Annotated in this window: 15 protein-coding genes; 12 read left to right on the top strand and 3 right to left on the bottom strand. The window is 35.5% G+C overall.

What is annotated here, in order from left to right; genetic code table 11:
* Window positions 1-19: 19 nt before the first annotated feature.
* On the top strand, window positions 20-721 hold the full coding sequence (locus tag PSF09_RS04435) for an AraC family transcriptional regulator (RefSeq protein WP_210840416.1): 702 nt from the start codon (window positions 20-22) through the stop codon (window positions 719-721).
* A gap of 74 nt (window positions 722-795) precedes the next feature.
* Here PSF09_RS04435 and PSF09_RS04430 read toward each other — a convergent pair whose 3' ends face one another.
* Window positions 796-1,203, bottom strand: a complete 408-nt coding sequence (locus PSF09_RS04430; RefSeq protein ID WP_004907987.1) for a DUF2628 domain-containing protein — start codon at window positions 1,201-1,203, stop codon at window positions 796-798.
* 177 nt (window positions 1,204-1,380) lie between these two features.
* The gene (locus PSF09_RS04425; RefSeq protein WP_272664399.1) at window positions 1,381-1,761 is read right to left on the bottom strand and encodes a DUF1992 domain-containing protein; all 381 of its coding nucleotides are present in this window, start codon (window positions 1,759-1,761) and stop codon (window positions 1,381-1,383) included.
* Between the two features lie 456 nt (window positions 1,762-2,217).
* On the opposite strand from PSF09_RS04425, the gene PSF09_RS04420 reads away from it, so the two are divergent.
* From PSF09_RS04420 to PSF09_RS04370, 11 genes are all read left to right on the top strand, one after another.
* Entirely contained in the window at window positions 2,218-3,789 is a 1,572-nt protein-coding gene (locus PSF09_RS04420; protein WP_210840512.1) for an AbgT family transporter, read from the top strand.
* A gap of 694 nt (window positions 3,790-4,483) precedes the next feature.
* Window positions 4,484-5,014: a fimbrial protein gene (locus tag PSF09_RS04415; protein WP_115167985.1), complete on the top strand. Its 531-nt coding sequence runs from the start codon at window positions 4,484-4,486 to the stop codon at window positions 5,012-5,014.
* Window positions 5,015-5,100: 86 nt separating this feature from the next.
* A complete protein-coding gene (locus PSF09_RS04410; protein ID WP_272683537.1) occupies window positions 5,101-7,575 on the top strand; it encodes a fimbria/pilus outer membrane usher protein in 2,475 nt (824 codons plus the stop codon).
* A gap of 23 nt (window positions 7,576-7,598) precedes the next feature.
* A complete protein-coding gene (locus tag PSF09_RS04405) occupies window positions 7,599-8,333 on the top strand; it encodes a fimbrial biogenesis chaperone (RefSeq protein ID WP_272664397.1) in 735 nt (244 codons plus the stop codon).
* Complete coding sequence (locus PSF09_RS04400) at window positions 8,334-9,320, top strand: fimbrial protein (RefSeq protein WP_272664396.1); 987 nt, start codon at window positions 8,334-8,336, stop codon at window positions 9,318-9,320.
* Window positions 9,321-9,828: 508 nt separating this feature from the next.
* Window positions 9,829-10,137, top strand: a complete 309-nt coding sequence (locus tag PSF09_RS04395) for a helix-turn-helix domain-containing protein (protein WP_210840283.1) — start codon at window positions 9,829-9,831, stop codon at window positions 10,135-10,137.
* 209 nt (window positions 10,138-10,346) lie between these two features.
* Complete coding sequence (locus PSF09_RS04390; RefSeq protein WP_004258955.1) at window positions 10,347-10,880, top strand: fimbrial protein; 534 nt, start codon at window positions 10,347-10,349, stop codon at window positions 10,878-10,880.
* 131 nt (window positions 10,881-11,011) lie between these two features.
* Window positions 11,012-13,492 carry a fimbria/pilus outer membrane usher protein gene (locus tag PSF09_RS04385; RefSeq protein WP_272683536.1) on the top strand — a complete coding sequence of 827 codons (2,481 nt, stop codon included), beginning with the start codon at window positions 11,012-11,014 and terminating at the stop codon, window positions 13,490-13,492.
* 6 nt (window positions 13,493-13,498) lie between these two features.
* Entirely contained in the window at window positions 13,499-14,224 is a 726-nt protein-coding gene (locus PSF09_RS04380; protein WP_109912634.1) for a fimbrial biogenesis chaperone, read from the top strand.
* Between the two features lie 3 nt (window positions 14,225-14,227).
* Window positions 14,228-15,211, top strand: coding sequence for a fimbrial protein (locus PSF09_RS04375; protein ID WP_210840181.1), 984 nt, complete (start codon window positions 14,228-14,230; stop codon window positions 15,209-15,211).
* A gap of 68 nt (window positions 15,212-15,279) precedes the next feature.
* Complete coding sequence (locus PSF09_RS04370; RefSeq protein ID WP_206083458.1) at window positions 15,280-15,933, top strand: response regulator transcription factor; 654 nt, start codon at window positions 15,280-15,282, stop codon at window positions 15,931-15,933.
* Here the strand turns inward: PSF09_RS04370 and PSF09_RS04365 are convergent.
* Window positions 15,911-19,114 (bottom strand): ATP-binding protein, encoded by a 3,204-nt coding sequence (locus PSF09_RS04365; RefSeq protein WP_272683535.1) that lies wholly within the window; start codon window positions 19,112-19,114, stop codon window positions 15,911-15,913. The genes PSF09_RS04370 and PSF09_RS04365 overlap by 23 nt on opposite strands.
* Window positions 19,115-19,191: the final 77 nt, after the last annotated feature.

Here is a 19,191-nt window from a genome sequence, read left to right as displayed (position 1 = left end):
ATCAGTAGGAGTGTGCCCTTTGCGATTGCCTGAGCTTCATTTTCGCCAATATTCGGACGAAGTCATTTCTCATCAACATGATGGGCAGTGGCAAGTCGTTTTGTCGTTATCTGGGCAAATGGAAATAAACATGTATCGGCAGCACTTTTTACTTAATGCAGGCAAGGGGATGGTGATCCCGCCAAGTGTTAATCACGCTTTTAGTGGGCAGGTCGGCAATCAAAATTATGTATTAGAAATGCCTGCAACAGCACAGTGGGCATTAAGTGAAAAAATGACGGAATTTACTCTGACACCTGCCGCAGTCGGTCTTTTGAATTGGTTGCAAAGTTTTCCACAAGCTCCCGAACATAATTTTACCGTTGCCCGTTTGTTATTGGCTCAGTTAAAACCTGAAAAAAAATGGATTGATGAAGTTTCTCAATGGGTGGAACTGCGTTTACATCATCCTATTAGTTGTGAAGATATGGCGACCGCTTTTTGTATGTCAGTGAGTACGCTTCAACGCAAAATAAAGGTAGAAGCACAATTAACAGCGATGCAATTTTTATTACAAAAACGTATGGAAGCGGCTGGGAGTTTATTATTAACCAACACATCAATAGAACAAATTGCATTAGCAGTGGGTTATGACTCACATTCCGCATTTAGTCACGCATTTCGCCAATTTTATGGTAAAACGCCGAATGAATATCGTTTGCAGAGTGTTAATTTAGAGTAGCTATCTATTCTAAACTTTATTATGCGATAAAAATTGGCAGCCTTGCCAGCAGCCAACTTTTATTTGATTGTCACTTAAAGCATTCGGATCCCTTCAAACGGATTCCAGTTATCCAACCCTTTGGTTTCTTTAATATAGTAGGCATAGTTAGCAATCATTGCCCACATTGCGGACATACCGACAGATACCCCTGTATAAACTGCATTTGGGATAGTTCCACCAATCATAAAATCAATAATATTCAAAACCAGACCAACCCCAATAGTGATACCAAGCATCACTAACCCTTTTTTCCAAAGCCCTAAAATTAGGAAGTAAATAATACCGAAGAAGAAAGCAAAAATGTTCATGTTAATGAGGATACGCTCACCGAAAGAGGCGGCTTTTAACGCCGCTTTGAATTCAGGTGTATTAGGTGCGCCATGCTTGTCAAAGAAATCAAAACGTTTTTGCCATTTACTAGAATATTGTTTCTGTTCCATCTTTATCCCTTGTCTATTAATAATAAAGTCGAGGTTGATAATACTAAGATGCTCGCATAAATATAGGGGGAAATAGTCTTAATATGATTATTGCGGAGCTTTCTTAAAAAAGTGTTAAGAAACTATAGAAAATGGCAAATTACTCGTATATTTACTCACTTACTATTTGACATAAGTTTATTTGCTATTTGGTTTATTATTTATTTGCTTAGAAATTGGATCTGCATAGTTGCCATGTAAAAAATCGGTATTGATATTGGCTTGCTTGAGCTTTAATTCAAGCAAAGCCAGCTGCTTACTCATTGATGTATAATTTGGGTCATTCACTGATAGGCTTTGTATCATGTGGCTAAGTGTCAGTACATCTTTTCTTTGCTGTAATTCTGCAGGTAAATAACCTGAGTTTTTCAATATCCGATACCCAGCCCTGAGCTCAGGCGGAACCAGACTATCATCTTCAAGCTGCAAAGCTTTTCCTTCCCCAGCTAAATTTGAAAGTTCACCTCTGCTTAGTGATTCTTGAATGTGGCGTTCAGCCCAAAGGTCGATAACTGACATAATAGAGGCTCCATGAGTTGTTTTTTTACTATTATAACCTTCCATATCAATATAAATAAATTGGCAGATTATTCTTTATTAGGTTTGTTATTCCGAATTATAAGCAAGGTTTTATCGAGTGTTAATAAATAAGGGTTTTACAATTTATATAAAATAAAACTGCTAAAAAATGATATTTAATTAGTGATAAATGACGAAAAAAAGCCATAGATAATATAAAAATTGTTATGTTGACCACACTTATCAAAATTAATTTACCAGAATTATTTTGGTTGTAATTACCCACTTTAACTAAATTAATAATATTAATAGCTAATAAAAATGAGTTGGTCCTAATTATGTTGAATTTTATATCTGATTTGCATGAATTTTGTTGATTTAGAGTTATCTATTTGTAAATAGCAAAAAGTAAAAACATTGTGTAATGTCCGTTTTTCTTGTTTATAAGGAGAAAATATGGAACAAAAAAAGCAAGAGGGAAGCCGTTTTTTAAGAACGGTTGAGTGGTTAGGTAATGCTCTACCACATCCTGTTATTTTATTTATTATTTTAATTGCGATTTTATTAGTTTCCTCAGCAATTGGTCAGTACTTCGGTGTCAGCGTGCCAGACCCTCGTCCCGAAGGTGCAAAAGGGCGCGCAGAAGATGGTATTATTCATATTGTGAGTTTATTGGATGCCGAAGGGATCCGAAAAATTATTGCGAATGTCGTCACCAATTTTACAGGCTTCGCACCGTTAGGAACGGTACTCGTCGCATTATTAGGGGTGGGGATTGCTGAACGAGCAGGTTTACTTTCCGCAGCCATGCGTTTGGTGGTCACCAAAGCCCCTCGAAAATTAACCACAATGGCGATCGTGTTTGCTGGGATCATGTCAAATACCGCGGCAGAGTTAGGTTATGTGGTACTTATTCCGCTCGCAGCTATCATTTTTCATTCATTAGGTCGTCACCCTTTAGCCGGCCTTGCTGCGGCATTTGCTGGTGTTTCTGGAGGTTATTCAGCAAACTTATTATTAGGCACGGTTGACCCGTTATTGTCAGGTATCACTCAACAAGCCGCACAAATCATTGATCCAACTTATATCGTGGGCGCAGAAGCAAACTGGTACTTTATGTTTGCCAGTACGTTTTTAATCACTATTTTAGGTTATTTGATCACTGAAAAAATTGTTGAGCCACAGCTTGGCCCATACACCGGCGGTGCAGTAGATGATGATGAAAATAGCCTCTATGCCTCGGCAAATGTCACTCCGTTAGAGAAAAAAGCCTTATTTTGGGCATCTGTGACTTTTTGGGGATTGGCAGCACTTTTGGCATTAATGGTAGTACCAGAAAATGGAATATTACGTAACCAAGACACTGGGTTAGTGAGTAACTCGCCGTTCTTAAAAGGGATAGTGGTCTTTATTTTTGTCTTCTTTGCTGTCCCCGGTATTGTGTATGGCTATATTGCTAAAACCATGCGCTCTGATAAGGATATCGTGGATGCAATGGCTGGTGCGATGAGCACGCTTGGCTTATATTTGGTTATTATTTTCTTTGCTGCGCAATTTGTTGCTTTCTTTAGTTGGACAAACATCGGGCAAGTTATTGCGGTTAAAGGTGCCAACTTCTTAAATAGTATTGACCTTCATGGTGGTGTACTGTTTATTGGCTTTATTCTTATCTGCGCATTCATTAACTTAATGATTGGCTCTGCATCCGCACAATGGGCTGTCACTGCACCTATCTTCGTACCTATGTTGATGTTGGCGGGCTACGCGCCAGAAACTATCCAAGCCGCGTATCGTATCGGCGACTCGGTCACAAATATTATTACGCCGATGATGAGTTACTTTGGCTTAATTATGGCGATTGTTGTGAAATATAAGAAGGATGCAGGAATAGGAACATTAGTTTCAATGATGTTGCCATATTCAATCATTTTCCTGATCGGCTGGTCATTGTTCTTTATTGTCTGGGTATTTGTGTTGGGCATCCCTGTCGGTCCTGGCTCACCAATTTATTTCACGCCGGGAAGTTAAGTACAGTTTATTTTCTTTATATAAAACTAAAAAAGCTGCTTATTAAGGCAGCTTTTTTATGATTAAAATAAAATATCAATATCTCATTGTATTAATTGGTTTTTTATTTTTATTTTTACATAAAAAAGAGAATGAACGAGATTCTTTTTGAGTAAATAGCTTAAATTAAATTATAAAAGAGGATGTATTGAAATATTTACTCATAGTTTAGTTTATTGATTTATAAAAGGTTTACTTATATTAGGATGGATTGATACTTTATTTTTTATTGAATTGGTAACAGAATCTTGAATGGATGTAAATAAATGTCTCTATAAGTGCATTTTTAGAGTATTTATGATGTTTTAATTTGCATTTTTCCTTTTTTCAATTTAAATCCTTTATTTTTTGTTTATCTCTAAATTTAATGCTTATTATTTATCATATGGCAGATTTTTATTCTGATTTGTTCGTGTTTTTTTATATGACCATCAGGATTTTAACTTTAAATGACAAGAGGGGTGATGTGTTATTTATTAAATTTCAATTAGTTATGATTTTTATGTTTAGTTACACTCTACAGCTTAAATACACAGTTCAGTTGTATTATTTAACTCGAATGCTGAGTATTATTCATCTCGTTCAGAAATTAAATAAACCCCTAGAAATTAAATAAATTCCTAGAAATTAATTATTAACTAATAAGGTATGCAAGATGAATAAAACATTAATCGCAGTTTTCTTGGCACTAACAACAACTTCTATTTCTGCAATGGCTGCGGATGCTGGTTCAGGTAAAATTACATTTAAAGGTACAGTTAATAGTGGTGCATGTACTATCGCACCTTCAGATATAAATAAAGAAGTTCAATTAGGTAGTATTTCAGCTGCAAACTTAGGAGCTGCAGGTAAAACAGGTCCACTAAATGCTTTTGAATTAAAATTACAAGATTGCCAGTTAGATTCAGGTACACCAGGAACACCTTATTCTAAAGTTAAAATTGCATTTAATGGACAACCAGATGCAACTAAATCAACTTTATGGGCAAATACAGGTAGTGCAGATAATATTGCCGTAGCATTCTTTAATAATGATGGAAAAGCAATCAAACCTGGTGATGTTTTAGAGCAAAAATTAAAAGAAGCAGAAACAACAATTATTTTATCTGCCCAAGTAGAATCAACAGGTGCAGCGACAGCAGGTAGTATTAATTCTGTTGCGAACTATGTATTAAGCTACGAGTAATATCATCTTTATTTACTTGCTAATTGCTTTACGCCTTTTTGGCGTAAAGCCTTTTCTCTGCATTTTTTAATTAAAAGAGTGAAATCATGTATTTTAAGAAAAAAAATATTTGTTATATCATTTCACTTCTTGTATGTGGTGGATATTCTAATGCAGAAACATTTAATATAAATGCACTAAATTTATCTGTCGATGATAATATTGACTTAAGCTATTTTGAAAAAAATAACTTTAGTGAAGGTTTGTATGAGACAGATATTGTTTTAAATGGAAAAAGAATTTTACGTGGCGAGAAAATTAAATTTATTAGCCATGATGGAATAATTGAACCTTGTATTACAGAGAGTGTTATTAAACGCTTTCCATTAACTGAAGATGCAAAAGAAATATTACTATCTTCGGAAGAAGACCATTGTATCAATATTAGTGCGTTGGATAAAAATGTCACTGTCGATTTTAATGACAGCGATCAAATTTTGACAATCTCTATTCCACAAAAATACCTTGCAGCGGTGTATTCATCTTGGGTTAGTCCTGAGTTACGTGACTACGGTATTGCTGGTTTAATTTTAGATTATACGGTTAGTGATAATAATTTTTACCGAAAAGGTTCTGGTAATCGTAATAACCTCAGCGCATTTGGTAATGTGGGTGCTAACCTTGCTGAGTGGCGTTTACGTGCGAATTATCAATATGAAAATAAGCTCGTTAACAGCAGTAATGATAAAAAAAGCCGCTTTGAATGGGACCAAATTTATGCATTCAGAGATATGGCGAGTTTATCGGCAAAATTATTTGTCGGCGAGATTTATATTAAATCTGATTTGTTTGATAGTGTACGCTTTAAAGGGATCAGTGTCTTTACTGACGAAAGTATGATGCCTCCTAACCTTAGAGGGTATGCACCGCAAATCACTGGTGTTGCTGCATCGAATGCGACCGTGACTTTATCTCAAAATGGGCGAATTATTAGCCAAATCAAAGTACCCGCAGGGCCTTTTGTTATTAAAGATTTGAGCCAGTCTGTGATGGGTACAATTGATGTTACTGTGACCGAAGATAATGGTAAAGAAACTACGTTCCAATACACTACCACGAATATTCCATTTTTGACCCGTAAAGGCCAAGTGCGCTATACCATGAATTTAGGGCAACTTTCGCCAGAAAATAATGAAAATATCGATAAGAATTTTATAACAGTTGAAAATTCTATCGGGGTTCTTAATAACACTTCAGTGTTTGGGGGCCTGGTTGCTACATCAAATAATCAATATCGTGCAATCAACCTTGGTGTTGGCCAAAACTTAGGTTTCTTAGGTGCTCTTTCTGTTGATGTAACCCAATCATATGCCGATGTGGGTACAAGAGAAACAGGAAAGAGCTATCGTATTAATTACGCTAAAAATTTACCGAGTATTGATGGGCAATTAACTTTAACTGGTTACCGCTTTGCTGACCGTACGTTTAATTCATTATCTAATTTTGTTGAAAAGAATTTTAGTGATAAATCGCAAGGTGAATTGGATAAAGATAAACATGTATTTTCACTGTCATATGCACAGCAATTACATTTTATGAATGCAAGTGCGAATATCACTGCATCACGTAAAACTTATTGGAATGGCAAACAAAACAACTATTTTAGTATTGGATTAAATAAATTTTTTGATGAAGGATTTATGAAAGGGGGGAACGTTTCTTTATCTTTAAATCAATCGCGTAACTCACTTGATAAAACGGATAATCAAATTTATTTATCGGTAAGTCGGCCATTACAGACTGAAAGCCAAAATGCCTCAATTTCTTACTTTGCTTCTTATAGTGATCAAGATAAGCGCTATACTAATAATGTCAACTACAGTAATTATGTGAATAAAGATACAAACTATAACCTGACAGCATCAACTCAAGACGGTTTATCTCAAGGAAGTGTGAATGCGTTTATTTCACACAGTGGTGATACAGGGCAGTTGCAAATGAGCGGGGCATTATCGGACTCAATGAATTCAGCGAGTATTATGGTGAGTGGTTCAATTACAGCGACACAACATGGTATTTCAGCGCATCGATTAACGTATCGTGACCAATCTCGCTTAGTGGTTGATGTCCCTAAAGCGAAAGGTGTCATCATTGAAAATAGCCATGCTATCACCAACGGCCTTGGGTTAGCGACCATCAGTAATGTACCGACTTATTACAATATGGAATACAAAGTGGATGTCAACAACTTACCAGATACTGTTAACGTTGAGGATAACGTTTTAGAAACGGCATTAACGGATGGCGCTATTGGTTATATCAAAATGGATGCTGACATCGGCAAATCATTAATTTCACGCATTAAATTGGTGAATGGCCAATACCCACCACTGGGTGCAGTGGTGACAAATACCTCGAATAATAAAGTTTCTGGGATCATTGCAGAATCCGGTATTGTTTACTTAACAGGGTTAAATATGGGCGACCAGTTAAGTATCAGTTGGGGAGAAGGAAAGTCATGCAACTTCTCTGCCGACAGTATTCTGGTAAAAAGCAGTGATGCCATCATGTGCAATCAGTAAAATAACGAAAAAATGGGTGAAAAATGACATTCTTTAAAAAGGTAATTTCGGTTGTTTTATTATCTGGCGTAATGACGCAAGCCCAAGCAGTATTAGGGCTTGACCGGACTCGTATTATTTTGAATCAAGCGGATGGCGGTACGAGTGTAGTCGTTGATAACCAAGATAAAACATCATCATTTTTAGCACAGACATGGATAGAAACCGCCAAAGGCGATAAATTAACAAACTCTTTAGTGGCACTTCCCTTTTTACAGAAAATAGGGCCGCTACAGAAAAAACAAATTAAAATTACGCATATGGAAGGGCTGAATACCTTACCGCAAGATAGAGAAAGTTTATTATATTTCAATGTTCTTGGGATCCCACCGCAAGGCAAAGAAGCGAATGTGGTGCAGTTTACCATCCAATCACGGTTGAAACTGTTCTATCGCCCAAAGGGAATTAATTACCCATTGTCTGCGGATAAAGATTTTCAACAGGATCTTAAGGTCGCTAAGCAAGGTGGAAGTTTAAAATTAACTAACCCAACACCATTTAATATTATTGTTACGAATATTAATGTGGATAGAAGCAAGGATAACCAATTTCCAGAAACTGTCGTTGCACCTTTCAGTGATGCTGTTGTCACATTAAAAAATCCATCTTGGAACAGTTTTGAGGTTGCTTATATTGATGACTTTGGTGGGTTAAAGTTTAATAAATACCAATGTGATTCATCACAGTCTTGCCAGTTATTACCACAGGCGAAAAAATAAATGAAAAGCTTTAATCATACAAAAAAAGATCACAAGAAAAGACTGATTAAAGGCATATTAGGGTCTTTATTATTACTCTCAGGAGCGTCGTCTTATGCGGGGGTAAATTGTAAACCTGGCAGTGGGAATGCCTGGTTTCCTCTACCTTTGATATCGATTGATATGAATACAACTCCTGGTCCTATTCCTATAGGCACTGAGTTAGGCAGTGGACGCTCGATGATGGCATGGGAATGTAATTTTTCGGGGTCTGTAGCGGATAGAACGATTTGGTTTTATAACCAAACGCCAGCCCAGACTAAGGCATATCTCTTATCTAGTGGTATTCAGGTTTATCAACATTCTTATAGCCTTAGCAAGGTTGTTGAGATTACGGCACCGAACACACCGCGTTTAGAAGTAGGTTCTTGGGGGGTAGGTACACAAAATATTGGGTTATGGCATGTGTTTACGCTAAAAAGAGGATATGGTGAGCTAAAATCTTTTGATACAGGAAATTTTGTTGTTGGTTATCATACAGATGGAGTAGGGCAACGTATAGGAGACTTATATACTATCCGTCTAGTTGGGAAGTTGGTTAACTATTGTCCCACTCCGATAGTAACAATGAGCGATAAAGTCGTTGATTTTAAAGAGCTTACTCCTGAGCAATTCAATAATGGTAAAACGGTTAAAGAGAATTTTAATATCACGTTAACGCCTATTTCTACTTGTGAAGCGGCACTTGAAGTTAGCGTGGCTTTTCAAAGTAACAGTGGTGTTGTGAATAAAAAATATTTGATGTTTGACAATGGGTTACAAATTGCAATTACGGATAAAAATTTAGGACAGGAAATCAACTTTGACCAGTATTACTATAAAGGTCAAATTTCTCAGCAACGACCTGGAAGCTACCAATATACTGCTGAATTATCGAATAAAAGTAATGATCCAATTAAATCAGGGCAATTTAGTAATACTGTAAATGTATTATTTTCATACCGTTAACGTTACCTCATCTTATTTCATGAAAGCCCATCATATTGAATATGATGGGCTTTTTTGTTTTCATAGTTTCAATCAATTTAGCCATTTATAGCTTTAAGTCTTATTATTTTATAGATGTATGTTTCACTCTATCTTGGGGATATAAAATGCCATCAAAAAGAAAATGTTAACGTTTGGTTAATCGATAACATTTCACATTGAAGATTTGTTAGATAAAAAAACTGTATTTTTAGGATATGTGAGATAAGTAACCATATTTGATGATGGCATTTACCCGAAAAATGATGAGTTCGCTAGACAATGTTTCATACACCTTACTTATATTAAGGGTAAATCATATATTAATAGTCAAAAATCAGATATTTTAATAAATAAAATTAATGTTTTGTTTTATTTATTACTCGTATGTGAATTTGTTATTTTTATTTTATTTAATTAGTATTGCTCGCAGTTAGTTATTCTTATGTTATTCAGTATCTACTTTGTATTATTCAGAAAGGAAATAAAAATGGCAGCTAGATATCCTATTGCCAAAATAGTAGGGAGCAGAATAAAGAAGCTTAGAAGGGAGTATGGACTAACGGGAACTGAAGTGGCAATGGCTTTGAATGTTAGTCAACAACAGTTTTCTCGCTATGAACGAGGTATTAATAGAATAGATATCGATTCATTAGTTATGATTGCAGACTTCCTTAAAGTCAGTGTTCATTATTTCCTTGAAGATATAGATTTAGAACAATCAAAAAATTGGACCTCTGAATACAATTCATTATTAAGTCATGGTTTTTATTCAAAAAATAAAAAAAATGAAGATTAGTATTTGTTTTAAGGATCTCCTTATATTTACGGTTCATGTTAGTGGTTATATTACTTCACATGTTATCGGACATCTCAAGTCATTAAAATAATGATACGAATAAAGTTAACTGAATTCTAGTTATATCAATAATACGATTGGTATGACTGTGTACCAACTAAGGTATTGCCTTAGTATATATTAATAATATCATGAAATAAGGGTTTAAAATGAAAAAGACGCTATTAGCATCTTCAATTATCGCATTAACATTCACTGCTGCATCAACTTCATTCGCTGCGGATGTAGGAAGTGGTACTATTGAATTTAATGGTACAGTGAATACGGGTGCTTGTACTATTGCTCCTTCTTCTGTTAACAAAGAAGTTCAATTAGGTTCTGTTCCAGCGGCATCATTACAAACAGCTGGTTCACAAGGTCCAAATGTTGATTTTACATTAGAATTAACGGATTGTATTTTGGACCCTACTGCAAGTGGTACTGATTATTCTAAAGTAACAGTTAAATTCACTGGCCAAATGGATGCAGCAGGCACCTTATGGGCAAGTACTGGTACTGCTACCAATGTTGGTGTGTTATTCCAAAATGCAAGTGGAACAAATTTAAAAACAAATGATACTGTTGAGCAAAGCTTAAATGCAGGAACAAATGTTATTAATTTATCTGCTCGTATGCAGGCATTAGGTGCAGCTACAGCCGGTTCTGTTAAATCTACAGTCGCTTACGTTTTAGATTACCAATAAGTATTAATATAAAAATATTAAAAAAATAATAAATCTTATATTTGCTGATTATGCTGTGTATAGCAATTGCTTCACAGCATTTTCAGTTATATGAGTTCATTCAATAAATCCATTATAGAATATTGCGGCTAATGAAAAAGAACAATTTTAATAAAAACATAGTGACTAGTTTAGTATCTAGTTTATTGTTTTACACTTACTATGTTAATGCGGATTCTGTTCAATTTAATGAAGACGCATTATCTATTTTGGGTAATACTAATATCGATTTAAGTGCATTTGAGAAAAATAAAATTAGTGAAGGTTCTTATTTTTCTAATGTATCGGTAAATGGTCGAAGAATTAATTATTTTGATCAAATAAATTTTTTAAGAAAAGATGAAAATATACAACCTTGTATTTCTAAAGGCTTAGTGGAAGTTATTGGATTAAAAGAAGATTTTATTAAAGAAGTGCCTACATGGGAAAATGGTCAGTGTTATGACCTTGCATCACAGGATAAAAACATTCAGGCTAGATTCGATGATGAAAAGCAAGAGTTAATGCTTTCAATACCTCAAGCTTACTTTCAGTATTCTGATGACAATTGGGTTCCGCCTATGCAGCGGGAAGTTGGGGTTAATGCGCTCGTCTTGGATTACAACTTTGTTGAAAACTATATTAAATATAAGAATACTCGAGACATTAATAATTTTAGCTCATTCGGTTCTGTTGGTGCGAATGTAGGGCGTTGGCGTGTCCGTAGTAATTATCAATACCAAAAAGACTTTAATGATAATAAAAATGATAATTTTAAATGGGTACAAACTTATTTATTTACAGATTTACCTAGTTTATCTGCAAAATTTTTTGCGGGTAAATATTATACAGTAAGTAATGTATTTGATTCTGTACGTTTTAACGGTGTTAGTGTCTTTACTGATGAGAACATGTTACCAGCTTCTCTAAGAGGCTATGCACCGAGTGTTACTGGAACCGCGACAAGTAATGCGACGGTTACTATATCGCAAAATGGACGTATTTTGAATCAAATGAAAGTGGCACCAGGGCCTTTTTCAATTGATAATTTAAGTTCCTCTTTATCGGGGGCTCTTGATGTTAAAATTACAGAGGAAGACGGCTCTATACGTGAGTACCAAGTATCCTCGACTAATATTCCATTTTTAACACGCCCAGGCATGGTGCAATATAAACTAAATGCAGGTCGGTTAGACCCAATGGGATATAAAAACATTAATGATGATTTTATATCAAGTGAAGCTTCTTGGGGGATCCTCAACAATTTGTCTATTTTTGGTGGTGTTTTCGCAACCTCTAATGATGAATACCATGCCTATAATGCGGGTGTTGGGGTAAATATGGAACGCTTTGGTGCAATATCTTTTGATATTACACAGTCGAGAAACCAACTACAGGATGTCGCTTTACATACTGGTGAAAGTTACCGTATTAATTATGCAAAACGTTTTTCAAATTCGAGTAGACTGGATTTAACAGGGTATCAGTTTTCTAACGAAGGCTTTATGTCAGTGAATGACTATATTAGCTTAAAAGAAACTCCGTTAACGCCACATTATCGGCAGAAAAATGTATTTACGACTTCTTTTACACAACAACTCCCTGATTTACAGGCTGATATAAGTTTAAGTTACTCTCGGGAAAGTTATTGGAAAGAATCAAAAAATAACAATACTCTTAATTTATCATTTAATAAAACAATAAACACAAGTTTTATAAATAATGCGATTTTATCATTATCAATTGGTGAAAGTAGCTACGTAAAAGGTAAACGCTCTAAGCAAGCATACCTTTCGTTAAGCGTCCCATTTGGTGGTGAAAGAAATTCACGGATTCAATATTTTAGTTCTTATAATGATATTGATAAGAAATATAATAGTAATATTAATTACAACTCTAAAATTAATGATAATAACGTTAGTTTAGGTTTATCAAGTAAAGACTTTTTTGAAAATGCGGCAATGAACGCATCCGTTTATCGTGACACGCAATATGGTACTGCACAACTAACGGGGTCGTATGGTGAAGACTACCATACATTAAGTGGTTCTCTAGACGGCTCTTTGACCATTACCAGCCAAGGGCCAGTCTTACACCGACGAGTTTATGATAACCAAGCTCGTATGGTTATTGATACAGATAAGGCGAAAGGGGTATCAATTAATAAAAATGAATCAGTCACGAATGGGTTTGGTTTAGCCGCAATTAGTAATGTTCCAACCTATTATAGGTCGACCCAGTATGTTGATCTTAATAATGTACCAGACAATGTCAGCATTGATGACAGTGTGATTGAATCAAATTTAACTGATGGTGCGGTTGGTTATTCAAAACTCAATACATTAGTGGGTGAAAAAGCGTTAGTCACAATTAAATTCCCTGACGGCAGTACGCCTCCATTTGGTGCTTTAGTTTATGGCTCCGATAATAAAAATGTATTGGGAATGATTGCAGAGGAAGGGCAAGTTTATTTAACGGGCTTCCAGCCAGATCAACAATTAATAGTTAAATGGAGTGGTGACCAGTCATGCAGAATTATACTAGGTAAACAAAGTCATTTAACCAGTAAAAACATAACCTGTAATAAAGAATAGAAAATTATGAAAAAACTTAAATTAATAATGAGTGCTTTAATTTTAATTAGCACATACACACATGCATCAATTTCTGTTGACCGTACTCGCGTTATTTATGATGAAGCAAGTAAAGGTGTTAGCGTTGTGATTGAAAATATTGATAAAAAAGATCCTTATTTAGTTCAATCATGGATCGAGAATGAAAATGGCGAAAAAATTTCAGAACCACTGATTGCTTTGCCTTTATTACAACGTGTTGAAGCGAATCAAAAGAAGCAAGTTAGAATTAGTTTATCAAAAAATGATGTGAAAATACCGAACAACCAAGAGTCATTATTTTACTTTAATGTCTTGGGCATTCCACCGAAAACTAAGTTAGAAAATGCAGTTGAAATTGTCATTCAATCACGTTTTAAATTATTTTATCGTCCGAGTGAATTGAAAAAATACCCTAATAATGATTGGCAAAAAGAGTTGAAAGTGGAGAAAGTGGGAAAGTCATTAAAATTAACTAACCCGACTCCCTATCACATTGTTGTGATTAATGTTAATGATAATGAATCTAAAGTTCCTGATTTTAAAGAAATTGTCGTGAAGCCAAATAGCAATGCAACATATTTACTATCAGATAAACAAGTGAAATCACCAAAAATGATTGTGACTTATATTGATGATTATGGAACACCAAACTTATTGAAATATACATGTAATACAACTTGTTCCTTGTCAAATGAAAAGGATAAGAGGTAAGTTATGTTAATTTTGAAAAAAATAAATGCATTCGCTATATTATTTTTATTTTTGCTAAGTTTTCAATCAGTAGCTGCTGTTAATAATTGTGTACCGAGTTCCGGAGCTACATCTATAGAACAAGAATTAACCTTTGATATTACAAATAGTAGTACTTCAATTGCAAATGGTACCTTATTGACATCAGCAATGAGCTCATATGTATCAGTGAGATGTGAGTTTACTGGTTCATCAAGCACAGCTAATGCAGTTTACTTTAAGAATACAATGCCAAGTGCAATTAAAACATTGTTGATTAATAGTGGTGTCAGTGTGACACAACAAAATGCAATTTCATCTCCTAATCCAGTAACGATAACCAACCCAACTGTTCCGAATATTTATTTAGGGTATTGGAGTCAACCAGAGACAGGAATTACACGTAATATTGCTTTTATGTATAACTTCTATGTTTACAAGGGGGCTAATGCTCTTAAACCTTTTGATACTGGGTTATTTTTATTAGGAACTCATGTGGATTATTTAGGTAAGGATTTAGGCGGACCAACTTATGTGCGAATTAAAGGTAACTTAACCTTACTCTGCCCTGCGCCAGCGGTGAATATCACAGCTTCTAATGGGGGAAGTGTAAACTTTGATACGATTTCACCTAAACAAATGAATGCGGGAGATGTGGTTAGCCGAACTTTTAATTTAGGTATGTCAGTGCCACAAGACTGCGAAACAGGACTGAATATATCAGTTCGTTTTGAACCCAATAATAATACGGTGCTAGGCGGAAAATATCTTGATATGGGTAATGGATTACAAACGCTATTAACCCGTAATTCAACTGATATTAACTATAATGAAAGTTACAGTATTGGTGAAATCATGCCACAATCACCGATTAGTGTCCCTTTTACTGCGACATTAAGCAAGATTGCAGGCAGCACCATCGCTTCAGGTCCGTTTTCTAAAACAGTTCGAGTTGTTGTTTCATATTAAGAGTGTTAATTGACATTTTTTTATGGTGTTATATTGAATATACATATTCTGATGCTGAGTATCATTAAATGAAAAAACTCAAATTAGTATTAGTTGATGATCATCCCATTGTGCTTTCAGGTTTGAAAGATACACTTTCTCAATCAATGAATTTAGAAATTTTAGGTGCCTACACTCAGGATGCTGAACTATTTTCTTTCTTGAAAAAAAATGAGGTTGATGTGATCGTAACTGATTATATGATGCCTAATAATACCCAATCTAGCGATGGCCAGAATTATATTCAATTTTTACGTCGTCAATACCCAAATATTGCTGTGATTGTATTAACGATGGTTTCTAACCCAATGATTATACAAATGTTATATGATTCGGGGGTGAGCGCGGTGGTGTCAAAAGAGGCACCATTAAGCGACCTGATGAAGGCTATCACATTAGCGGGGCAAGGCCGCCAATATCGTGTTCCTGTTGCAGATATGACAACGACATTAAAAAGCCGTAATGCGGTAACATTAAATGATAGGGTAAAGACATTATCACCTCGTGAACTTGAGGTATTGCGCCTTTTTGTTCAAGGAAAACCTATTGTTGATATTGCAAAGCAATTAAACCGCAGTGATAAAACTATCAGCTTACAGAAAAATGCAGCAATGCGTAAATTGGGTGTTGATAATAATCAAGCGTTAATCAGTTATTGCCTTACACACCATTTATTTGACTGATTTTTTTTATCCAATTAGCTAATTGATTGCAGATATTCTGGTTAACCTGAGTATCAATGTGTGTTGATGCCTGTGAATCTAATGATGCCTCAAACTCCCGAAGCTCATTAGCTAATTCACGTTGTTCAACACTAATTAATGCGCCACGGATACGGTGGGATAACTGCTTTATTTCATCAGTATTATTATCTTCGACAGCTCGGCAAAATTGAGCAATATCGGTAATAAAATGATGAATAATTTTTTCTCTATCCTCTCCATTTAGTGGGTTAATCATTTTTAGGGAGGCCGTTTCTAAAGTTGAGGAGGAGTAAATCGGGAATAAACGGTTGAATAATTGAATTAAGGTTTCTAGCTCTATAGGTTTTACAAGCCATGAATCCATTCCAGATTCTAGGCATCGCTCTTCTTCTTCTTTTAATCCATTCGCAGTAACACCAATAATCGGACATGTTTCACCTTCACTGCGTAGCTGTTGTGCGAGTTCATAACCATTACGATAGGGCATATTAACGTCTGTAAGGATGATATCGACAATTTCGTTATCCCAAATTACCAACGCTTCTTCACCATCATTGGCAATAAATACCTTACAACCGAGTAATTCAAGCTGCTCTTGTAGAACAACTTGGTTAATGGGGTTATCTTCAGCAATTAAAACGCGAAGCGGATATTTATGCATATGAGTTTGTATACGAGATGTTGGACAAATAAGGGGTAACTGTTCTTTATTATTTTGTAGTAAGAATAACTGCTGATTTAATTCGGATAGTCGAAAATTCATCTCAGGGCTTACCCATTGTTGTCCATCCCAATGCGTCGGCAGAGGAAACGATGGAATTAAGATGCCGACAGCAATAACGGATGAGGTATCTATGGGGAGGCTATTTTCTGTGAAATAAACATTAGCTCCCCAACGTTTTAGCCATTGTGTTATATTTTCAGTCAATAATGGGTTTGGGGTTTGTAACCAAATATTGGTATTTTTCAGTGGTAACCAATGTGGTTGCTGTATATCGAGTGCTAAAGGTAGTGTCACGAGAAACGAGCTACCAACCCCAGTTTCACTTTGTAAGCTTATTTGCCCATCCATCAATTTAATAAGTTTAGAGCAAATAAATAGGCCTAAGCCAGTACCGCCATAGGCATGAATTTCTGAATGAGCTTGATAAAATGGCTCAAATAATTTTATTTGTTGTTCAGGACTAATTCCAACACCGGTATCACTGACACGTATTAATATATTATTATTACTTCTTTTAAGTTCAATAGTAACCATACCCCTGTGGGTAAATTTAATTGCATTACTGAGTAAATTACCTAAGATTTGTTGCAGTCGAGCAGAGTCACCAATTCTATTTGCTTGTACACTTGGGTCAATAATAGCAAATAGGAGTAACCCTTTTTGCTGAGCAATACCTTGATATAATTGAACAGTTTGTTGTACTAATTCTAATAAATCAAATGGCTGATTATGGATTTGAATTTGATTAGCTTCTATTTTGCTAATATCTAAAATATCGCCAATTAATTGCATAAGTAATTGGGACGTTGTTGATATTCTCTCAATAAAATGAGCTTGTTGAGGTGAAAGAGAGGTATTTGCGAGTAATTCTAACGTGCCGATTAGGCCATAAAGTGGGGTTCGTATTTCATGGCTCATTGTTGCTAAAAATGTCGATTTAGCTCGGTTAGCTTCTTCTGCAAGCCGTTTAGCATCATCAAGTTGTTTTTCAGTTTCTGCTTGGATGGTAATATCAGTAAATGCGCATAAAATAACAGGACGCTGTTGGTAATAAGTTGCTGTACTCACAACATAGAGGACATGCTCCCCTGATTTTAAAGTTGTTTTAACGTGTTCTGTGTCAGAAAGAACCTTGGTGAGTAATTCATTATATTCATTTGAGTCGCGGGGGGGCGCTGTATTGGTTATTTTTAGCCAGTAACGAGCTAACTCATTCGCGAAGCGTAACTGCTGGGTTTCTTTATCTATTACACATAATCCGATAGGTGTTGTTGCGATAAGTGCTTGGTTAAATGCTTCATTTTCTAAGATGGCTTGTTGGGAGTCTATTGCGGGTTGTAAAATTTTTCGTTGGTACCAGCGGTGGTATCCCCACCCACAAAATAAACTAAAGAAAAGTGCAATAACTAAGCTGATAGGAAACCACAGGTTGTCTTCAAAAAAAGCAGCATAACTAATTCTATAATACCCCGTCCATTCGTCAGTTTTAGATGAAAGCTTAAGAACTAGGCCATCCTTGGTATAAAAAATACCTTCTAATGCTTCTTCCTCAGGCGCTTGGGTTGTTCCAAGTAACTGACCATATTTTGTATGAATTAGCCAAAATTGATGTGTGAGTGTGGGGTTTAACATTCGTTCCAGCACACTTAACCTAGCTTGGCTTAACATACTGACCGCATAAATATTTTTAGGGGAAATATGAGCATTTTGCCATAAATGTTCATCAAAACCGGCTGGAATAATCCCGATGAGAATATTATCAAAAGGCACTGGACGTAGCCAAATAATTTGTTTTAAGTCAGCCGGTTGCGATTCTGAAAACTGAGCATGGATAGCAGGTAAATTTTTCCTGACGTTATCAATAACGGAATAATATAAATTTGGAGATATGGATTCATTTCCTAACACAGTGCCAACAGAAGGCACACTAATACTAATTTGGTCGTGCTCATTGACAAAAAATACAGCCGCGGCTGGGAAATAGGATCCCCCCCAAAACGTGGAATAATAATCAGCTAAATAAGCCCCCAGAGAAAATAATATGCTGGGCACTTTGGTGCATTCTAAACTTTTATCACAAGCTAGCGTGAATGGCATTGCGACTAAAGACTCTTTGCCTTCGAGTAGGTGTAATGATAGTTTGGTTGGTAGTGATTGCTCTTGTATTGCATAAGTTCGGCTTTCAACTAGCTCTGATAGGTCTTGGTTTTGCTTATTTAGCGATCTTAAAAATTTCTCTTGCTCATTGATATAACCTATTAGTGACCTAAAATCGACTTCTAACCGCTTAGTTTCTTGTTGGACAATGCGTTCTGCGCTCCAAAATAATGTTGCTATTAGGATAAACAACAGAGGGAAGGCGACAGTGAGTATGCTGTTCGTGCGTCCTGATGTGCGAGTTATCCTTGAAAATGCAGTCGGAGAAGGGGTAGGCATAGTGCTGTTCTCATCGATTATAGGCAAACTCCATAATTTTCATAATAATATAAAATAAACAAATTAAACAATATTTC

The organism is Providencia sp. PROV141 (assembly GCF_028481645.1).
GTDB lineage: Bacteria > Pseudomonadota > Gammaproteobacteria > Enterobacterales > Enterobacteriaceae > Providencia > Providencia rettgeri.
Note: the sequence above shows the minus strand (reverse complement) of the source record. Positions and strands in the feature narration are given on the sequence as shown.